The organism is Bradyrhizobium sp. BRP20 (assembly GCF_020194215.1).
GTDB lineage: Bacteria > Pseudomonadota > Alphaproteobacteria > Rhizobiales > Xanthobacteraceae > Bradyrhizobium > Bradyrhizobium yuanmingense.
The window spans coordinates 163,273-180,947 of sequence record NZ_JADYVY010000006.1 but is presented as its reverse complement, the minus strand read 5'-3'; the positions used below and the strand labels follow the sequence as shown (position 1 = coordinate 180,947).

Here is a 17,675-nt window from a genome sequence, read left to right as displayed (position 1 = left end):
TTGCTCAACAGCAACGCCACAAAAAAGCCCCTATCAGGAAGCTGCCATCCGCAGGATGTCGTTGTAGGTCGCAAACACCATCAACATCAGCACCAGGCCAAGCCCGATTCGGAACCCCATTTCCTGGGTCCGCTCGGACAAAGGCCGGCCCCGGACCACCTCGGCCGCATAGAACATCAGGTGGCCGCCATCGAGCAGCGGGATCGGGAACAGGTTCAAAAGGCCGATCGACACCGACAGCACCGCGCAGAGATTGATCACGAACTGGAACCCGGCGCTGGCCGCCTGCCCCGACATTTTCGCGATTCCCAGGACGCCGCTGACCTCGTTCGGATTGCCTTGGCCGACGAACAGCGAGCCCAGGAACTTGAACGTGCTGGTGATGATGAACCAGACCTGCTCGACGCCGATCTTGAGCGCTTCACCGACGCCGACCGGGGTAGTCGAGGCCTCCCCGGCCTGCGACTTGTGCTCGATGCCGAGAACGCCGAGACGGTGGCTGTTGCCGAACGGGTCCTTGCGCTCCAGCAGCGCCGGGGTCGCGGTCAGCGAGACGACGGCGCCGTCGCGCTTCACCTGGAAGGTAAGAGCCGAACCGGCGTTCATCGCAACGATTCGCTGCATGTCGGCAAAGCTCTCGATCGGCTTGCCGTCGATCTGGATGACGACGTCGCCCACCTTGAAGCCGGCGGCAGCCGCCGCGCCGTTGGCGACGACACCGTCGACCCGGGCGATCGTGCTCGGCTTGCCGTAATAGAGCGCCATTCCGGCGAAGATCAGCGCGCCCAGGATGAAATTGGCGATTGGTCCGGCCGCGACGATCGCCGCCCGGGGACCGACCTTCTTGTGGTGGAAGCTGCCGGCGCGCTCCTCGGCCGACATAGCCGCCAGCGTCTGGGCCGATGGGGTCGAGGCCTCGCTCTCGTCGCCGAAGAATTTGACGTAGCCGCCGAGCGGGATCGCCGAGATCTTCCAGCGGGTGCCATGGCGGTCGTTGAAGCCGACCAGTTCGGGGCCGAAGCCGAGCGAAAAGGTTAACACGCGTACGCCCGCCCAGCGCGCGACCAGGAAATGGCCGAGCTCGTGGAAGAACACGACAATGGTCAGGACGAACAGGAAGGGAACCGCGTAGCCGAGGAGCCCATGGCTCAACGTATTGAAACTATGGACGAAAAAGTCGATCATCGAATTCCCTCACCCAGCGCCGCAAGGCCCTGGTCCCGAACCAACTAGGATGCCTTTAAGGCAATTTGAGGCAATAGGGCGGCAGCCCTATTTCGCGCAACATGGTCAACAGAGATTGCATCGTCTGCGGAGGTCAGAGGCGCCTGGTTGCCGCCTTTGATCCAATCCTCGAGGGTCGCCTCGACCAGCCGGGCAATCGCACCGAACCGGATCTTGCCGCCGATGAAGGCGGCCACGGCGACCTCGTTGGCGGCATTGTAGACGGTGGTCGCGCCCTTCCCGGTCCGGAGCGATTCGTAGGCCAGCCGCAGTCCGGGGAAGCGCTCAAAGTCCGGCGCTTCGAAGGTCAGCTGGCCGATCTTGGCAAGGTCGAGCTTGGCCGCCGGGCCCTTGATTCGATCGGGCCAGCCGAGGCAATGGGCGATCGGCGTCCTCATGTCGGGCGCACCGAGCTGGGCCACCACCGAGCGGTCGGAAAACTCGACCATGCCGTGGATGATCGACTGCGGATGAACCAGCACGTCGATCTCGTCCGGCGAGAGCGCGAACAGGTAGGACGCCTCGATCACCTCGAGCCCCTTGTTCATCATCGAGGCCGAATCGATCGTGATCTTCTGGCCCATGCTCCAGTTCGGATGCTTCAGGGCCTGCTCGAGCGTCGCCTGCTCGATGTCTGAGGGCTTCCAGGTCCGGAACGGGCCGCCGGAGGCGGTGATGATGACGCGGACGAGCTCGTCGCGATTGCCTGAGCTCAGCGCCTGGAACAGCGCGTTGTGCTCGGAATCGGCCGGCAAGATGCAGGCGCCGGCTTTTGCCGCGCGCTGCATGAAGAAGTCGCCGGCGCAGACCAGGCACTCCTTGTTGGCGAGCGCGACATGCGCGCCGCGATCGACCGCGGCGAGCGCCGGCTTCAGCCCGGCAGCGCCGCTGACCGCCGCCATCACCCAGTCGGCCGGACGCGCGCCGGCCTCGATCACCGCGCTTTCGCCGGCGCCGCATTCGGTACTGGTGCCCGCGAGCGCAGCCTTGAGCTCGGCGAGCTTGGAGGTGTCGGCGATCGCGACATAGCGCGCGTTGAATTCCTTGGCGAGCTTGGCGAGCGCTGCGACATTGCCGTTCGCCGTCAGCGCCTCGACACGGTAGCGCTCGGGCGAGGCGCGCAAGAGATCCATCGTGCTGTCGCCGATCGAGCCGGTGGCACCGAGGACCGTGACGCTGCGAATGTCGGACGCAGCAAGCCTGTTGTTACGCAAGGGAACGGCGCTCATATCCTCACCAAACCATAAGACCGCTTCCGGCGCTATGCACACCATGGCGGAAAAAGCCGATAAACCAGGCCGCCAGGATGGCGGCGACAAAACCGTCCAGGCGGTCCATAAGCCCGCCATGGCCGGGAATTAAGTGACTGGAATCCTTGACACCGAAGCGCCGCTTCACGGCGGATTCGAAGAGATCGCCGAGCTGCGACACCACCGACAGGACGGCGCCGACGAGCAGCAGCGGAACCAGCTTTCCGATCCCGCAGGCGGCGAAGCCGGCAGCGACCGCAAGGCTCGCCGCAAAGCCGCCGAGCGCGCCGGCCCAGGTCTTTTTCGGGCTCACGCGTGGCCATAATTTCGGGCCGCCGATGCTGCGTCCGGCGAAATAGCCGCCGATGTCGGTCGCCCACACCACGAGCAGCACGAACATCAGCGCGGAGAAGCCGTTGACGAGATCCTTGCGCACCAGGATCGAGGCCAGCAGCGCCGCCGCCGCATAGGCAAACCCGCTCGCCGCCCACAAGAACTTGCCCCGGGCGATCAGCGTCACGATGGCACCGCCAATGAGGCCGGTGACGACGGAGGTCTTGAGCGCGCCGAAAGCGACGGAGGCTCCCATCATGGCGATCACGACCGTCCCTGCCCCGGTCAGCGCGGCCGATGCTGCGCCCACCACCATCAGCCATTCCGCGAACAGCCCGATCGAGACCAGGGTGACGAGAAGCGCCCACAACCAGCCACCGGCATAGGCGATCGCGATGGCCAGCGGCGCCAGCACCAGCGCTGCGAGGACCCGCATCACCAGATTGCTCGGGGCAGGCTTGGCGCCCGCCGATGCAGGATCGGGTTCGTTCACGAGGCGGTCTTCGCAACCAGGCCGCCGAAACGGCGCTCGCGCCTGGCAAATTCGGCGATCGCGCTTTCCAGCGCCGCCTTGTCGAAGTCGGGCCAATGGATCGGCACGAACACGAGCTCGCTATAGGCGGCCTGCCACATCAGAAAGTTCGACAGGCGCTGCTCGCCGCTGGTGCGGATGATGAGATCAGGGTCTGGGATGTCGGGCGCATCGAGATGCGCGCCAAGCGTCTCGGCGTCGATCGTGGCAGGATCCCGCCTGCCCTCGGCGACCTCGCGGGCCAGCTTCTGCGCCGCCTTCGCAATCTCCTGCCGCGAGCCGTAGTTGAAGGCGACGACCAGCGTCAGGCGCGTGTTGTCGCGCGTCAGCTCCTCGGCCTCGTTCAGCAAGGCGCAGATGTCGCTCTCGAGCCCCTCGCGCTCGCCGATGATGCGGACCTTGACGCCGTCGCGATGCAGGCTCGCCAGGTCGTTGCGGATGAAGCGCCGCAGCAGGCCGAACAGGTCGCCGATCTCGCTTGCCGGGCGCGACCAGTTCTCCGACGAGAACGAGAAGATGGTGAGATAGCGGATGCCGAGCTCGTGCGAGGCGCGCACCACGCGGCGCAGCGCGTCGACGCCGCGGCGATGCCCTTCCGCACGCGGCAGACCGCGCGCGGCCGCCCAACGCCCGTTGCCGTCCATGATGATGGCGACATGCGCAGGCGCCTCGGACCTGTCGGGTCCTTCCGTTGCGGGCGCGGCGGCGTTGGACATGAAGGCGATGCCTTAAAGCATGATCCGGAAAAGTGCGAAGCGGTTTTCCGACAAAATCATGCGCGAACAATAGTCTAGAGCGCGATGATGATACTCATCGCGGTTTAGACGGTGAGGATTTCTTTTTCCTTGGCGGCCAGCAACTGGTCGATCTCGGCGATGGTGCCGTCGGTCGCCTTCTGTACCTCGTCGGCGTGACGCTTCTGGTCGTCCTCCGACATCTCGTGATTCTTCTCGAGCTTCTTGAGCACGTCGAGACCGTCGCGGCGGACATGGCGCGCGGCGACCTTGGCGGCTTCGGCATATTTGTGCGCGACCTTCACCAGCTCCTTGCGGCGCTCCTCGTTGAGCTCGGGAATCCGCAGGCGCAGCACCTGGCCCTCGGTCGCGGGCGACAGGCCGAGATTGGAATCCACGATCGCCTTCTCGACGGCCTTGACCATCGACTTGTCCCAGACCTGCACCGAGATCAGCCGCGGCTCCGGCACGCTGACGGTGGCGAGCTGATTGAGCGGCATGTGGCTGCCATAAGCCTCGACCTGCACCGGATCGAGCATCGAGGCGGAGGCGCGTCCCGTGCGTAGGCCGCCGAGCTCGTGCTTGAGCGAGGCGACGGCGCCCTGCATGCGACGCTTCACTTCGTTGAGATCGAAATTACCCGTGGCCATCACGTTTCTCCTTCAAAATCCCGGCGACCGCTCCGCACCGTCCGTTCGGCGCGCCAGATGAGCCGTCAGCCGGCGACGATGGTTCCGTGGCCGACGCCACGCAGAATCGCGCCGATCGAGCCCGGCTCCGCGATCGAGAATACGATGATAGGCAGCGATGTCTCGCGGGCAAGCGCGAAGGCGGTCGCATCCATCACCTTGTAACCGCCCTCGATCGCCTGCGAATGCGTCAGGCGGTCGAACCGCGTCGCGGTCGGATCCTGCTTCGGATCGGCCGAGTAGACCCCGTCGACATTCGTCGCCTTCAGGACCGCCTGCGCGCCGATCTCGGCGGCCCGCAGTACCGCGGTCGTGTCGGTGGTGAAGAACGGGTTGCCTGTCCCGCCGCCGAGCAGCACGATCCGGCCTTCGGCCAGGTATTTATGTGCCGCAGTGCGGGTGAACAGCTCGGAAATCTCGGGCATGACGAAGGCCGACAGCGTCCGGGCCGGCGTTCCCTTGCGCTCTATCGCCGCTTCCAGCGCGAGGCAATTCATCATGGTGGCGAGCATGCCCATGGTGTCGCCGGTGGTGCGCGACACCCCGCGCGATGAGACCTCGACGCCGCGGACCATGTTGCCGCCGCCGATCACGACCGCGACCTCGGTGCCGAGATGGCGGGCCGCGATCAGATCGGCCGCAACCCGGTCGACGGTCGGCTGATCGATGCCAAAGCCTTGCTGTCCCGCGAGATACTCGCCGGACAGCTTGATCACGACGCGACGATAGACCGGATCAGTCATGAGCACTTTCCTTGTCCGGGCGCCGCTTCCGGCGGCACGCCGGAAGGAACTTCCGGCGGTTACTTCTTGCCGCTGGCCGCGGCGACCTCGGCCGCGAAGTCGCTTTCCTGCTTCTCGATTCCCTCGCCGAGAGCATAGCGCACAAAGCCCGCGATTTTCACAGCGCCGCCGACCTTGCCCTCGGCCTCCTTCACCGCCTGCGCCACCGACTTGCCGGTGTCGTGGATGAAGGCCTGCTCGAGCAGGCAGACTTCCTTGTAGTAGGTCTTGAGGCCGGACTCGACGATCTTCTCGATCACGTTCTCGGGCTTGCCCTGCTGACGGTACTTGTCGGCCAGTACGTCCTTCTCGCGCTTGACCACGGCCGGATCGAGGCCGGACGGATCGAGCGCCAGCGGGTTGGCGGCCGCAATGTGCATCGCGATCTGACGGCCGAGCGCTGCGAGCTCATCGGCCTTGCCCGGCGATTCCAGCGCCACGATCACGCCCATCTTGCCGGCGCCGTCGATGACGGCACCATGGACGTAGTGCGAGACAACGCCCTGGCTCACCTCGAGCGCGGCGGCGCGGCGGAGCGTCATGTTCTCGCCGATGGTGGCGATCGCATCATTGATGGCGGTTTCGATCGTGACGTCGCCGACCTTGGCGGCCTTGATCTTCTCGACGTCCGCTCCGACGTCGAACGCGACCTGGGCGATCATCTTGACCAGGCCCTGGAACTGGCCGTTGCGCGCAACGAAGTCGGTCTCGGAGTTGACCTCGACCACGACGCCCTTGGTGCCCTTGGTGAGCGCGCCGATCAGGCCCTCGGCGGCGACGCGGCCCGACTTCTTGGCGGCCTTGGACAGGCCCTTCTTGCGCAGCCAGTCCTGCGCCGCTTCCATGTTGCCGTCGTTTTCGGTGAGCGCGGCCTTGCAGTCCATCATGCCCGCGCCGGTTGATTCGCGCAGGTCCTTGACCATCGCAGCTGTGATCGTTGCCATCGTTGAGAATCCTTTGTGCCTGCCGGTTTGCCGCGGCGCGGCATCAATCGCCCCGCCGCGGTCCATCTCAGGAATTCGCGTCAACTGAAATGGTGGCCGGATCCTATCCGGCCAACCCATCGCTCTTTTTAACTATTCCGCTTCCGCGGTCAGCGCCTTGGCCTTGGCCACCCAGGCATCCGCACGGCTCGGCAGACCGACTTCTTCGCCGATCGTGTGCGCGGTGTCGTGGTCGAGCTCGGCGAGCTGCCAATAGTGGAAGATGCCGAGGTCGTTGAACTTCTTCTCGATCGCGCCCGACACGCCCGGGAGCTTCTTGAGGTCGTCGGCAGTGCCGCGAGGACCCGCAAGGCCCTGGAAGCCGCTCGAAGACGCCGCCGGCAGCTCTTCGGCGACCGGCTGGGCCGAGGCGCCGACGTCGATGCCCGAATCGCCTTGCGCGCGCGAGATGCCGTCGATCGCCGCACGCGCGACGAGATCGCAGTACAGCGAGATGGCGCGGCCGGCGTCGTCATTGCCCGGCACCACATAGGTGATGCCCTTCGGGTCCGAATTGGTGTCGACGATCGCAGCGACCGGGATGTTGAGCCGCTGGGCTTCCTGGATCGCGATGTCTTCCTTGTTGGTGTCGATCACGAAGATCAGGTCGGGCAGACCGCCCATGTCCTTGATGCCGCCGAGCGAGCGGTCGAGCTTGTCGCGCTCGCGCTGCAGCGTCAGGCGCTCCTTCTTCGTGTAGGAATTGGCTTCGCCGCCCGAGAGCACGTCGTCGAGGTGACGCAGGCGCTTGATGGAAGCCGAGATCGTCTTCCAGTTGGTCAGCGTGCCGCCGAGCCAGCGCGAATTGACGAAATACTGCGCGCAGCGCTTGGCCGCGTCGGCAACGCCGTCCTGCGCTTGGCGCTTGGTGCCGACGAACAGGATGCGGCCGCCCTTGGCCACCGTGTCGCTGACGGCCTGGAGGGCCTGGTGCAGCATCGGCACGGTCTGGGCGAGGTCGACGATGTGGATGTTGTTGCGGGTGCCGAAAATGAACGGAGCCATTTTCGGATTCCAGCGGTGAGACTGGTGACCAAAGTGCACGCCAGCTTCGAGCAGCTGACGCATAGTGAAATCGGGCAGTGCCATCGTTCTAATTCTCCGGTTGGTTCCTCCGGAAACGTGTGAGCAAAACGGAGCGTTCACGCCCCGGCTGCCACCGGACGGCCTTGTGAGCCATGTTTCCGTGTGAGATGGCGCGCTATATAGCGCCATTTCGGCCAGAAGCAAGGAAATAACGGCCTTTGGGGACGCCTCTCGGCTGCTGTCGCATCCCAGCGTCCCCTGCCCCTTGAGCCTCCTAACACCTGGGCTGGCCTGGCGGGCAGCTCTTCGGTGGCGGGCCGGCCGGCCGCGGAGCCGCATGCGGCGCAGCGGCCATCGGCGGCGGCGCCGGTCGGGCGACCGGAGGTGGTGGCGGCGGCGGCGCTGGCCGCGCGACCGGCGGCGGAGGTGGTGCCGGCCGCGCCATCACTGGCGGAGGCGGCGCCGGCCGGGCAACAGGTGGCGGCGGCGCCGGCCGCGCCACAGCCACGGGCGGAGGCGCCGCTCGCGGCGGCGGAGCTGGCGCAACGCGCGGCGGAGGCGGCGGCGTCGGCCTTGCCAGAGCCTGAGGAGGCGGCGGCGGAGCGGCGGGCCTGGCGGCCTGCGGCGGCGGTGGCGCGGGCCGACGATCCTGGACTCCGGACGGTGTCCGCGCCGCGACAGGCGGCGGCGGAGGTATCGCGGGTTTGACCGCAGTCGGGGCCGCGGGCTTGCCGGTGGCCGCGCTCGGCGGCGGCAAAGCGCCCGGCTGGGTCCCGCCGGGCCTGCCGCGCAGGTCAGGCGGGGTCGTCGTCCCCGGCGGCCTGGGCAGGGCCGCGGACGGGCTCGTCGCGGTTCCGGAAGCCGGCGGCTGATTGGGCGTCGTTGCTGCGTTCGGCTGCGACGGCGGGACATTGCCGCTCGGTGCCGTGGCGGTCGCGGCGGGCTTGCCAGGGGATGGGACAGACCCGGGCGCAGCCCCTGCCCTGGCCGGCGGCGGTCCGCCGGGGGTGCCGGGCACGGGCAGCGTATTGGCCGGGGGCAGCTTGGTCGGGGCCAGCGCTTGCGGGGTTGCTGCGGCGTTGCCGGTGGGTGCGTTCGCGGTCGGACTGGGCGTGCCGCCGGGCGTCCCCGTCGCGGGCGGCGCTCCGGCCGGCGGGCTGCCCGGAGATCCTGGCGCCGGCACCGTATTGGCTGGCGGCGGCTTGGTCGGGGCCAGCGCTTGCGGGGTTGTAGCGGCGCTGCCGGCAGGAGCGTTTGCGGTCGGACTGGGTGTGCCTCCGGGCGTCCCAGCTCCGGGCGCCGCTCCGGCTGGCGGGCTGCTGGGAGCTCCCGGCGGCGGCACAGTATTGGCCTGCGGCAGCTTGGCGCCGGCGGGCGGCGGCGCTGTCGTGCCAGGGGCGACATTGGCAGGAGCTGGTGTCGCGATACCTGGCCTCGCCGTCGGCTGGATGGTCGCGCTCGGCGGCATCGGTGCCTTGCCCTGCTGGATCAGGGCGGCGCGCTGAACCACCGCCTGCGGCACGGCCGGACCTGCCGGCGTGGCGCGGCCCGCAACCGCCGGCGCCAGATTGCCGGGTCCGATCCCAGGGCCGGGCGCCGGTCCCGCGACCGGCGGCGGCGCCGGCGGGCGGTTGATGACGGTGTTGATGACCGTGGTGTTGTGGATGTTCTGGTAGATGATGTTGTTCGGCGGCGGCGCGACATAGACCGGCGGCCTGACGAACACCGGAATGGGCACGAACACCGGCTGCGGCAGCACGAACAGGCCGACCACGGGCAGCGGCGGCGGCAGCACGACGAAATCCGGCGGCGGCGGCGGCAGATAATAGACCGGCGGCGGCGGTGGCGGCGCAAAGCCGAAATCGGGATCGCTGAAATACAGCACCGGGCGATCGACATAGATCACCTCCTCCGGCGGCGGTGGCGGAACGTCGTAGTCGATCATCGCGAAGGTCGGCGGCGGCTCGGGCGGCGCGGTGAGGATCGCAAGGCGGCGCCGCGCATCCGCCGCATGCGGCCCGCGCGGATAGCGGCGCAGATACGACCAATAGGCCTCAGGCGTGTCGGTCCGGTAGGTCCGCCGCCAGGTGATGGCTTCACGGCGTGCGGCAACGATGGCCATCACGCGCTTGGCGAGGGGATCGTTCGGATAGGCCGCGAGAAACTCCTCATAGGCCGCCAGCGTGTCGCGCTCGAGCGCGGCGGCATAGGCATCCTGCACGCCGAGATCGCGGATCGGCTTGCTGCGGATCGCGGCGACCTGGTCGGGCGCAGCCTGCGGCGGCGCATCGGGCGCGCGCTCGAAGAACGAGAATGGCGCCGAGATCTTCTGCTCGTTCCAGGGCACCTGCGCGCCCTTGGAGGCCTCGTTGACGCGCAGGCGGACACGGTCGAACACCTCGGGCAGCGGCAGGCCGCCGGCGCGGATCATCTCGGCGAGCGACTGCGCGTAGATGCCGTAGGGCCCAGGCTCCTCCGGCGCCACCGTGCCGGGCGCGGCATTGAAGGCGATCAGCATGTTCGCTTCGGGCTCGACCAGCGCCAGACCGCTCGCGATCGGCTGACCGCCCTCGATGAAGGGCTGCGCTCGCGCCGCGTCGAGCACGACGATATTGGCCTTGAGCGGACTAGATGCGAGCTGGCGCGCATAGTCGCTGATGCGCAGGGCCTCGGTCGGTATGTCGGTGTCGCGGCTGATGTTGGAATCGACCGGGATGAAATAGTTCTCACCGGCGAGCTGCACGCCGTAGCCGGCAAGATAGATCATCGCGACGGTGCTCGGGCCCGACGCCTGGGCCTTCTGGATGAAATCGCGCAAGCTCTTGCGCAGCGTGTCGCCGTCGAGATCGCGCGCGCCGACCACGTCGAAGCCGGCCGCCTGGAGCGTCTGTGCGATCAGGCCGGCATCGTTCGCGGTGGTCGCCAGCGGCGATTTGGCATAGGCGCCGTTGCCGACCACGAGCGCGATGCGCTTTTCCTGCTGCTGGGCGCGCGCCTGATGCGGCGCGCCCGCGGCAAGGACCGCCATCGGCAGGAGAAGGCAGAGGAAGACTTTGAGCGTCCCACGCATGGCTTGTGCCTGCTTTTGTCGTTGAGGTGGCCACCGCATATACCGCATATCAGGCGCGCGGCCAGCTGAATGGCACTTGAACGAAAAGCGCGGATTGAGGCGGCGGCATGGCGCCGCCGCCCAACTCAAACCTCCACGCCAAACCTCACGTCAAACCTCGAACCTCCACGTGAGGCCTGCAAGCCTCGCGACCGCACTGCGGCACAAGGCTCCTCGGCCCGTTCAGCCCTGGGCGATCAGATCGACCGTGCCAGTGGTTAGCCGGTAGATGCCGCCGACGACCTTCAGCTTGCCCTGCTCCGCGGCCGCATTGAGGATCGGCGCAGCCGTCTTCAGCTTGGCGATGTTGTCGACCACGTTCTGCCGGATCGCCTTGTTGAGCACGTCCCCGCCCTGCTGCATCGCCGCCTTTGCGGCGGGCGCGATCGCATCGACCAACGAGGGAATGTGCCCCGGCGGCGACGTATTGTCCTTGATCGCCTTCAGCGTCGCGTCGACCGCGCCGCAGGCATCATGGCCGAGCACGAGGATCAGCGGTGTGTTCAGCACCGCCACCGCATATTCCATGCTTGCGATGGTCTCGGTGCCGGCAAAATTTCCGGCGACGCGACAGACGAAGAGGTCGCCGCGCCCCGCGTCGAACGCATATTCCGGTGCGATGCGCGAGTCGGCGCAGCTCAGCACGGCCGCGAACGGATTCTGTCCGCCGGCCAGCGCCTCGCGCTCGTGCTTGAAATCGTGACGTCGCGACACGCCGGCGACGTAGCGCCCATTGCCTTCCATCAGCCGCTTCAGCGACGCGTCGGGCGACAGCACGTTCTGCGGCTTTGGCGGCTGCTTGGCGTCCTTGGCCAAGGCGCCACTTGCGAAAGCTCCACCGGCGAAGGTCATGCCGAACGCGGCGGCGCCAAACAGCATCGCCGATCGCCGCGACGGCGCGATGTCTTGGCGCAGAGAGTCTTGGCGCAGAGAGTCTTGGCGCAGAGATTGGTGATGCAGAGTGTCAGAACACTTGTCGCACATGTGACGTCTCCTCGGGTCAGTGGACGAATGAAGCGTCGCGAAGATAGGTGCGCCGATATGAAGAAATAACAAATGTTAGTTGATGCAACCGATGATTGCTGCACCGCGCGCTATGCTGCAAGCCGAAAGGCCGGTCATTCCGCGCCCGACGATTGCACGAACATGCGTCCGCCTGCATGCATTCGAGATCAACCCGCCAAAGAGCCCCTGCGCCAGCGCGATCAGAGGCACGTCGTCGTACCGCGCGCCCTACTCGACGGCTTCCAGCTCCGCGAGCTTCGTCCGCGCGGTTGCCTCATCCAGCGCGACGAGCTCGCCCGGCCCGAGATTGGCCTCGCCCGCCGTCGCGACGGACACGACCGCAAGTCCGGCCAAACCGCCGAGCACGGCGCCGCCCATGGCCGCATCGTGCCGGGGGCTGCTCTTGATCAGGTAGAAATGCGTCCGGCCCGCCTCCATGACGATCTCGCGCTTGGTCTCGCCCGGAAACATCAGCTCGGTGAGCAGCACGTCGTGACGCCCGGCAGGCCGGTCGGCATAGGCATATTTCCCGGCCACGACTTTTCCGAGCGGCGCACCGTCGAGCTTCACCTCGCAGGCGCAAATGGCCATGCTCAAGCCGCTCCTCTTGTCCTGCAGGAACACCACACGCGCGTGCCCCGCGCGCGGAGGACCAACCTTTTTCGACACCGACGCAAAGTCCGTCCCAACCTGATTGCTGACGCACCCCGTCAGCATGGCACAAACGGCCAACAACAACGCAACCTGTCGCAGCATCACACGCCCCATTCCATTCCCCGGGGACATGCTAGTCGGAATCAGCGCAGGGTTGCAACCGATGCAGTATGACGACTTTGCAAAAACCGGAACGCGTGGCGGAGAAGCTAAAGCTGCTGCACGTCGACGACGCCTGCCACCGCCTTGATCGCGCCGGCGATCTGCGGCGAGACCTTGAAGCGGCCGGGCAGCTTCATCTCCACCTCGGTCTCGAGGTCGAGCATCAGCACCAGCGAGACCTCGCCGTCGCCGTTTCCGCGCGGTGCGATGCCGGGACTGCCGACCTTCGGCGCGCCGCCGTTGGAAGCCGCCATCTCGGGCCCGGCGAGACGCTTGGCAATCGAGTCCAGCGGCTTGGTGTCGCGCAGGAAGATGCGCAGCCCCTTCTGCGTCTTCGCCGCGGCATCATCGAGCGGCTCGGCATGCAGCACGCGGGCGCGGACGTCCTCGCCCTGAAGCTCGGCCCCGAGTTGCAGCAGCACGGCCGCGCCCGGCTCCAGCACGTCGCGATATTGCGCAAGGCCTTCCGAGAACAGCACCGCCTCGAAATGGCCGGTGGGATCGGACAGCCCCATGATGCCCATCTTGTTGCCGGTCTTGGTACGCCGCTCCATGCGCGAGACCACGGTCGCGGCAACCTTGCCGGCGGTGGCGCCGGTCTTCACGGCGCGCGAGAACTCGGCCCAGCTCTGCACCCGCAGCCGCTTCAGCACGGTCGCGTAATCGTCGAGCGGATGTCCCGACAGGAAGAAGCCGATCGCGTCGTATTCGCGGCGCAGCCGCTCGGCCGGCAGCCATGGCTCGACCTGCGGCAGCATGATGGTCGGCGCATCCGCCGACATGCCGAACATGTCGTTCTGGCCGATAGTCGCAGCTTCATGCGCGCGCTGGCAGGCGGCGAGGATCGCATCCGCACCGGCAAAGACGCGCGCCCGGTTCGGCTCCAGCGTGTCGAAGGCGCCGGCGGCGGCGAGACTTTCGATGATGCGCTTGTTGATCGCGCGCGGCGAGACGCGCGCGGCGAAATCGGCGAGCGAGGTGAACAGGCCGCCCCGGGTGCGCTCCGCGATGATCTGCTCGATCGCCTGGATGCCGACGCCCTTGAGCGCGGCGAGCGCGTAGTAGATCGTGTTCTCGCCGACCTCGAAGGTCGCGCCCGACCGGTTGATGTTCGGCGGCTCGACCTTGATGCCGAGCCGCTGCGCCTCGGAGCGGAATTCGGAGAGCTTGTCGGTGTTGTTCAGATCGAGCGTCATGGACGCGGCGATGAACTCCACCGGATAATGCGCCTTCATGTATGCGGTGTGGTAGGACACCAGCGCATAGGCCGCCGCGTGGCTCTTGTTGAAGCCGTAGTCGGCGAATTTCGCGAGCAGCTCGAAGATGGTCTCGGCCTGCCCCTTCGGCACGCCGTTCTTCACCGCCCCCGCGACGAAGATGTCGCGCTGCTTGTCCATCTCGGCGCGGATCTTCTTGCCCATGGCGCGGCGCAACAGGTCGGCGTCGCCGAGCGAATAGCCCGACATCACCTGCGCGATCTGCATCACCTGCTCCTGGTAGATGATGACGCCGAAGGTCTCCTTCAGGATCGGCTCCAGCACGGGGTGCAGATATTCCGGCTCCTCGTCGCCGTGCTTGCGCGCGCAATAGGTCGGGATGTTCGCCATCGGGCCCGGCCGATAGAGCGCGACCAGCGCGATGATGTCCTCGAAACGGTCGGGGCGCATGTCGATCAGCGCCCGCCGCATGCCCTGGCTTTCAACCTGGAACACACCGACCACGTCGCCGCGCGCCAGCATCTGATAGCTCTCGGCATCGTCGATCGGCAGCGTGGCGAGATCGACATCGATGCCGCGCGGCTTGAGCAGCTTGCAGGCGACGTCGAGCACGGTGAGCGTCTTCAGGCCGAGGAAGTCAAACTTCACGAGGCCCGCCGGCTCGACCCATTTCATGTTGAACTGGGTCACCGGCATGTCGGATTTGGGATCGCGGTAGAGCGGCACGAGCTCGCTCAAGGGGCGATCGCCGATCACGATGCCGGCCGCGTGGGTCGAGGCGTGGCGGGTCAGGCCTTCGAGACGCTGGGCGATGTCGAAGGCGCGCGCCACCACGGGATCTTCGTCGCGGAACGCCTGCAGCTTCGGCTCGCTCTCGATCGCGGCGGCCAGCGTCACCGGCGCCGCCGGATTCTGCGGCACCAGCTTGGTCAGCTTGTCGACCTGGCCGTAGGGCATCTGCAGCACGCGGCCGACGTCGCGCAGCACGCCGCGCGCCTGCAGCGTACCGAAGGTGATGATCTGCGCGACTTGGTCGCGGCCATAGCGCTGCTGCACGTAACTGATCACCTCGCCGCGGCGGTCCTGGCAGAAGTCGATGTCGAAGTCCGGCATCGAGACGCGTTCCGGATTGAGGAAGCGCTCGAACAGCAGGCCGAACCTGATCGGGTCGAGGTCGGTGATCGTCAGCGCCCACGCCACCAGCGAGCCTGCGCCGGAGCCGCGGCCCGGCCCGACCGGAATGCCGTGAGCCTTGGCCCATTTGATGAAGTCGGACACGATCAGGAAGTAGCCCGCGTACTTCATGCGCATGATGACGTCGAGCTCGAACGCCAGGCGCTTGTTGTAGTCTTCTTCCGTCGTGCCCTGAGAGAGGCCGTGCACGCGCAGACGGTTGGCGAGCCCCTCCTCCGCCTGGCGCTTCAGCTCGGCCGCCTCGACCGCGGCGGCATCCGAGCTCGCCGCGGCGCCGACGGTGAAGAACGGCAGGATGGGCTTGCGCGTCATCGGCCGGAACGAGCAGCGCTCGGCGATCTCCACCGTCGAGGCCAGCGCCTCCGGAATGTCGGCGAACAGCACCGCCATCTCGGCGCGCGTCTTGAAGCGATGATCCGGCGTCAGCTGCACACGGTCGGTCTCGGCGATCAGCCGGCCGCCGGCGATGCAGAGCAGCGCATCATGTGCTTCGTAATCGTCGGTGGTTGCGAAATACGGCTCGTTGGTCGCAACCAGCGGCAGTCCCTTGGCGTAGGCGATGTCGATCAGGCCGCCTTCGACGCGCCGCTCCTTCTCGGCGTTGTGGCGCTGCAATTCGATGTAGAGACGGTCGCCGAAAAGAGCGGCCAGACGCTCGCACCGCGCGCCGGCGAGCTCGGCCATGCCGCCGGCGAGCGCCAGCGAGATCGGCCCGTCCGGCCCGCCCGTCAGCGCAATCAGGCCCTCGGTCTCGCCCTCGAGCCAGTCGAGCTTGATGAACGGAGCATGGCTGTCCGGCGATTCCAGAAACGCGCGCGAGTTCAGCCGCATCAGGCTGCGATAACCGCGCTCCTGCGCGGCGAGCAACACCACGCGCGAGGGTCCCATCGCGTTGCGCGCGTTGGGATCCTGATCGCCGAAATCGATGGCGAGCTCGCAGCCGACGATCGGCTGGATGCCGGAGCTCGCCATCTTGTCGGAGAACTCCAGCGCGCCGAACAGATTGTCGGTGTCGGTCAGCGCCAGCGCCGGCTGGTGGTCCTTCTTGGCAAGCTCGGCGAGCTTGGCGATCTTGATCGAGCCCTTGAGCAGCGAATAGGCCGAGTGAACGTGAAGGTGAACAAATCCGGCGCTCGGCATGGTCGCGTGACGGCCTCTTGCAGATGAGATGGAGCGGTCTCCGGCGCCTCAAGGCATCATGCACTCGCGGCCGACTCGCCTCTCAATGGTGGGGTCTCACAGCTTGAGAGTCCACGCCGGAGCGGCCGCTTGGGCGCGTCGTCCCGCTTTTCCCCAAGAGGTCGGAGAAAGCCGGCCTACAGCTGCGGAATGACCTGGGCCCAGATCGCGATCATCCCGACGAACAGCGTGATGGACGCCAGTGCGGCGGCTTCTTCCACGAAAACCCTGAACATGGCCGGCTCCCTTGTTGGAACGTATGAAGAACATTGTTCTCATTTCGTTCTATGGAGTCAAGCGATCCGGAAGCCGCCGAAAGGAGATGGTTAACTCGCTGAAGACAAACAGCAAAAAAGCCCCGGCCGAGGCCGGGGCTTTCGTCAGCCACTCACGTGGAGCGGTCAGTCTCAGTAACGGCCGATCATCGGGCCGCCGAACTTGTAGTTCAGGCGGACGAGACCCATGTCGATGTCCTGCCCGATGCGTTCGACAGCGCCACTGGCGAAGGTGACGTTGTGGTCGCCGAGGAAGATGTGGTTGTACTCGACGCCGACCGTCCAGTTCGGAGCAAAACCAAACTCCAGGCCCGCGCCAACCGTGGCACCCCAGCGGGTCTCGTCGGCCCGGTCGAGATTCGCACCCGTCACGACGCTGTAGACGTCGTACTTGTTGCTGACGACCGCCGCACCGCCCTTCGCGTAGAGCAGGACGTTGTTCCAGGCATAGCCAACCTGGCCTGTGATCAGACCGAACGCATCGACGCGCGTCCGGTTCCGCAAACCGGTGATTGCGCTGATGTTGTCACCCGAGAAGTCGGCCCAGTTGCCCTGGCCCTCAAGACCGAACACGAACTGGCCGGACTGAAAGCGGTAACCGATCTGGCCACCGACGGTGCCGCCGGTCGAGTTGTGGGAGCCTTCCGGACCGAAGCCGACCAGATCCCACGACGTGTCAGCCGAACCGCCGCCGCCGTTGAGACCGATGTAGAAGCCGCTCCAGTCGTACACCGCAGCGATCGCCGCGGGCGGTGCTTTGGTGTAGGGCCGTGCCGCGAGATCAGCCGCAAGTGCCGGCGCAGTCGCACCAAGCGCGACCAGGCTGACAGCTGCAAGCAACAAATTCTTCTTCATTTGATTCCCGTTCCAGTTTCTTCAGTAGTGGGCCCCCCGGCCGTGGGTCGTCATAACAGCGATCGACGGAATTGCTGTAGCCACGAGGCAACAGGTGCGATCGAAAGGACCTTGCTCACTAACAAATGTTTATCGGCACGGGCGCGGAAACCCTTTGAAACAAGGGTCTTCAGCAATTTCAATGTCGCCGAGGCGAGACAAACTGCATGCGCGCGCAACATCGTCGCGCGCACATTCGCGTGATGGGAGAATCAAAGACACGCTTGAGTTCCGCATCCAAATTGTCGCCATGTTTTCGCTCGCTTTCATCACATTCGCGCTCGCATCAATCGCACGCTCGCCCGCGCGCGTTCAGACGATCATCCCTTCTGCTCTAATCCGCGCTAACCGGCATGCGCGTCGCCGCCAGCGTCGGGCGATGGAGTTCGCTACCGCGAGGTGCGAACCGAGGCGCCGGAACGCTCTCGAATCG

13 protein-coding genes are annotated in these 17,675 nt (G+C 66.5%); all 13 read right to left on the bottom strand.

What is annotated here, in order from left to right:
• Positions 1–33 precede the first annotated feature (33 nt).
• The 13 genes from rseP to I6F33_RS16490 all read right to left on the bottom strand — a co-directional run bounded on the left by rseP (position 34) and on the right by I6F33_RS16490 (position 17,203).
• Positions 34–1,185, bottom strand: coding sequence for an RIP metalloprotease RseP (gene rseP / locus I6F33_RS16550; RefSeq protein ID WP_036010021.1), 1,152 nt, complete (start codon positions 1,183–1,185; stop codon positions 34–36).
• Between the two features lie 44 nt (positions 1,186–1,229).
• On the bottom strand, positions 1,230–2,453 hold the full coding sequence (gene dxr, locus I6F33_RS16545; protein ID WP_225125195.1) for a 1-deoxy-D-xylulose-5-phosphate reductoisomerase: 1,224 nt from the start codon (positions 2,451–2,453) through the stop codon (positions 1,230–1,232).
• A gap of 4 nt (positions 2,454–2,457) precedes the next feature.
• On the bottom strand, positions 2,458–3,300 hold the full coding sequence (locus tag I6F33_RS16540; RefSeq protein ID WP_036010026.1) for a phosphatidate cytidylyltransferase: 843 nt from the start codon (positions 3,298–3,300) through the stop codon (positions 2,458–2,460).
• A complete protein-coding gene (locus tag I6F33_RS16535; RefSeq protein ID WP_036010029.1) occupies positions 3,297–4,055 on the bottom strand; it encodes an isoprenyl transferase in 759 nt (252 codons plus the stop codon). Before I6F33_RS16535 ends, I6F33_RS16540 begins: the two co-directional genes overlap by 4 nt.
• Before the next feature lie 104 nt (positions 4,056–4,159).
• A complete protein-coding gene (gene frr, locus I6F33_RS16530) occupies positions 4,160–4,723 on the bottom strand; it encodes a ribosome recycling factor (protein WP_025036556.1) in 564 nt (187 codons plus the stop codon).
• A gap of 65 nt (positions 4,724–4,788) precedes the next feature.
• Positions 4,789–5,505, bottom strand: a complete 717-nt coding sequence (pyrH, locus tag I6F33_RS16525; RefSeq protein ID WP_036038914.1) for a UMP kinase — start codon at positions 5,503–5,505, stop codon at positions 4,789–4,791.
• A gap of 59 nt (positions 5,506–5,564) precedes the next feature.
• Complete coding sequence (tsf, locus tag I6F33_RS16520; RefSeq protein ID WP_225112543.1) at positions 5,565–6,488, bottom strand: translation elongation factor Ts; 924 nt, start codon at positions 6,486–6,488, stop codon at positions 5,565–5,567.
• A 132-nt stretch (positions 6,489–6,620) separates the two neighbouring features.
• Positions 6,621–7,616: a 30S ribosomal protein S2 gene (locus I6F33_RS16515; RefSeq protein ID WP_036010040.1), complete on the bottom strand. Its 996-nt coding sequence runs from the start codon at positions 7,614–7,616 to the stop codon at positions 6,621–6,623.
• Between the two features lie 211 nt (positions 7,617–7,827).
• On the bottom strand, positions 7,828–10,623 hold the full coding sequence (locus tag I6F33_RS16510; protein ID WP_225143348.1) for a caspase family protein: 2,796 nt from the start codon (positions 10,621–10,623) through the stop codon (positions 7,828–7,830).
• 222 nt (positions 10,624–10,845) lie between these two features.
• Entirely contained in the window at positions 10,846–11,541 is a 696-nt protein-coding gene (locus I6F33_RS16505; RefSeq protein ID WP_128265646.1) for a carbonic anhydrase, read from the bottom strand.
• 354 nt (positions 11,542–11,895) lie between these two features.
• Entirely contained in the window at positions 11,896–12,384 is a 489-nt protein-coding gene (locus I6F33_RS16500) for a DUF2846 domain-containing protein (protein WP_225133842.1), read from the bottom strand.
• A 146-nt stretch (positions 12,385–12,530) separates the two neighbouring features.
• Positions 12,531–16,034, bottom strand: coding sequence for a DNA polymerase III subunit alpha (gene dnaE / locus I6F33_RS16495; RefSeq protein WP_225143346.1), 3,504 nt, complete (start codon positions 16,032–16,034; stop codon positions 12,531–12,533).
• Positions 16,035–16,480: 446 nt separating this feature from the next.
• Entirely contained in the window at positions 16,481–17,203 is a 723-nt protein-coding gene (locus I6F33_RS16490; protein WP_109143607.1) for an outer membrane protein, read from the bottom strand.
• Between the last annotated feature and the right edge of the window lie 472 nt (positions 17,204–17,675).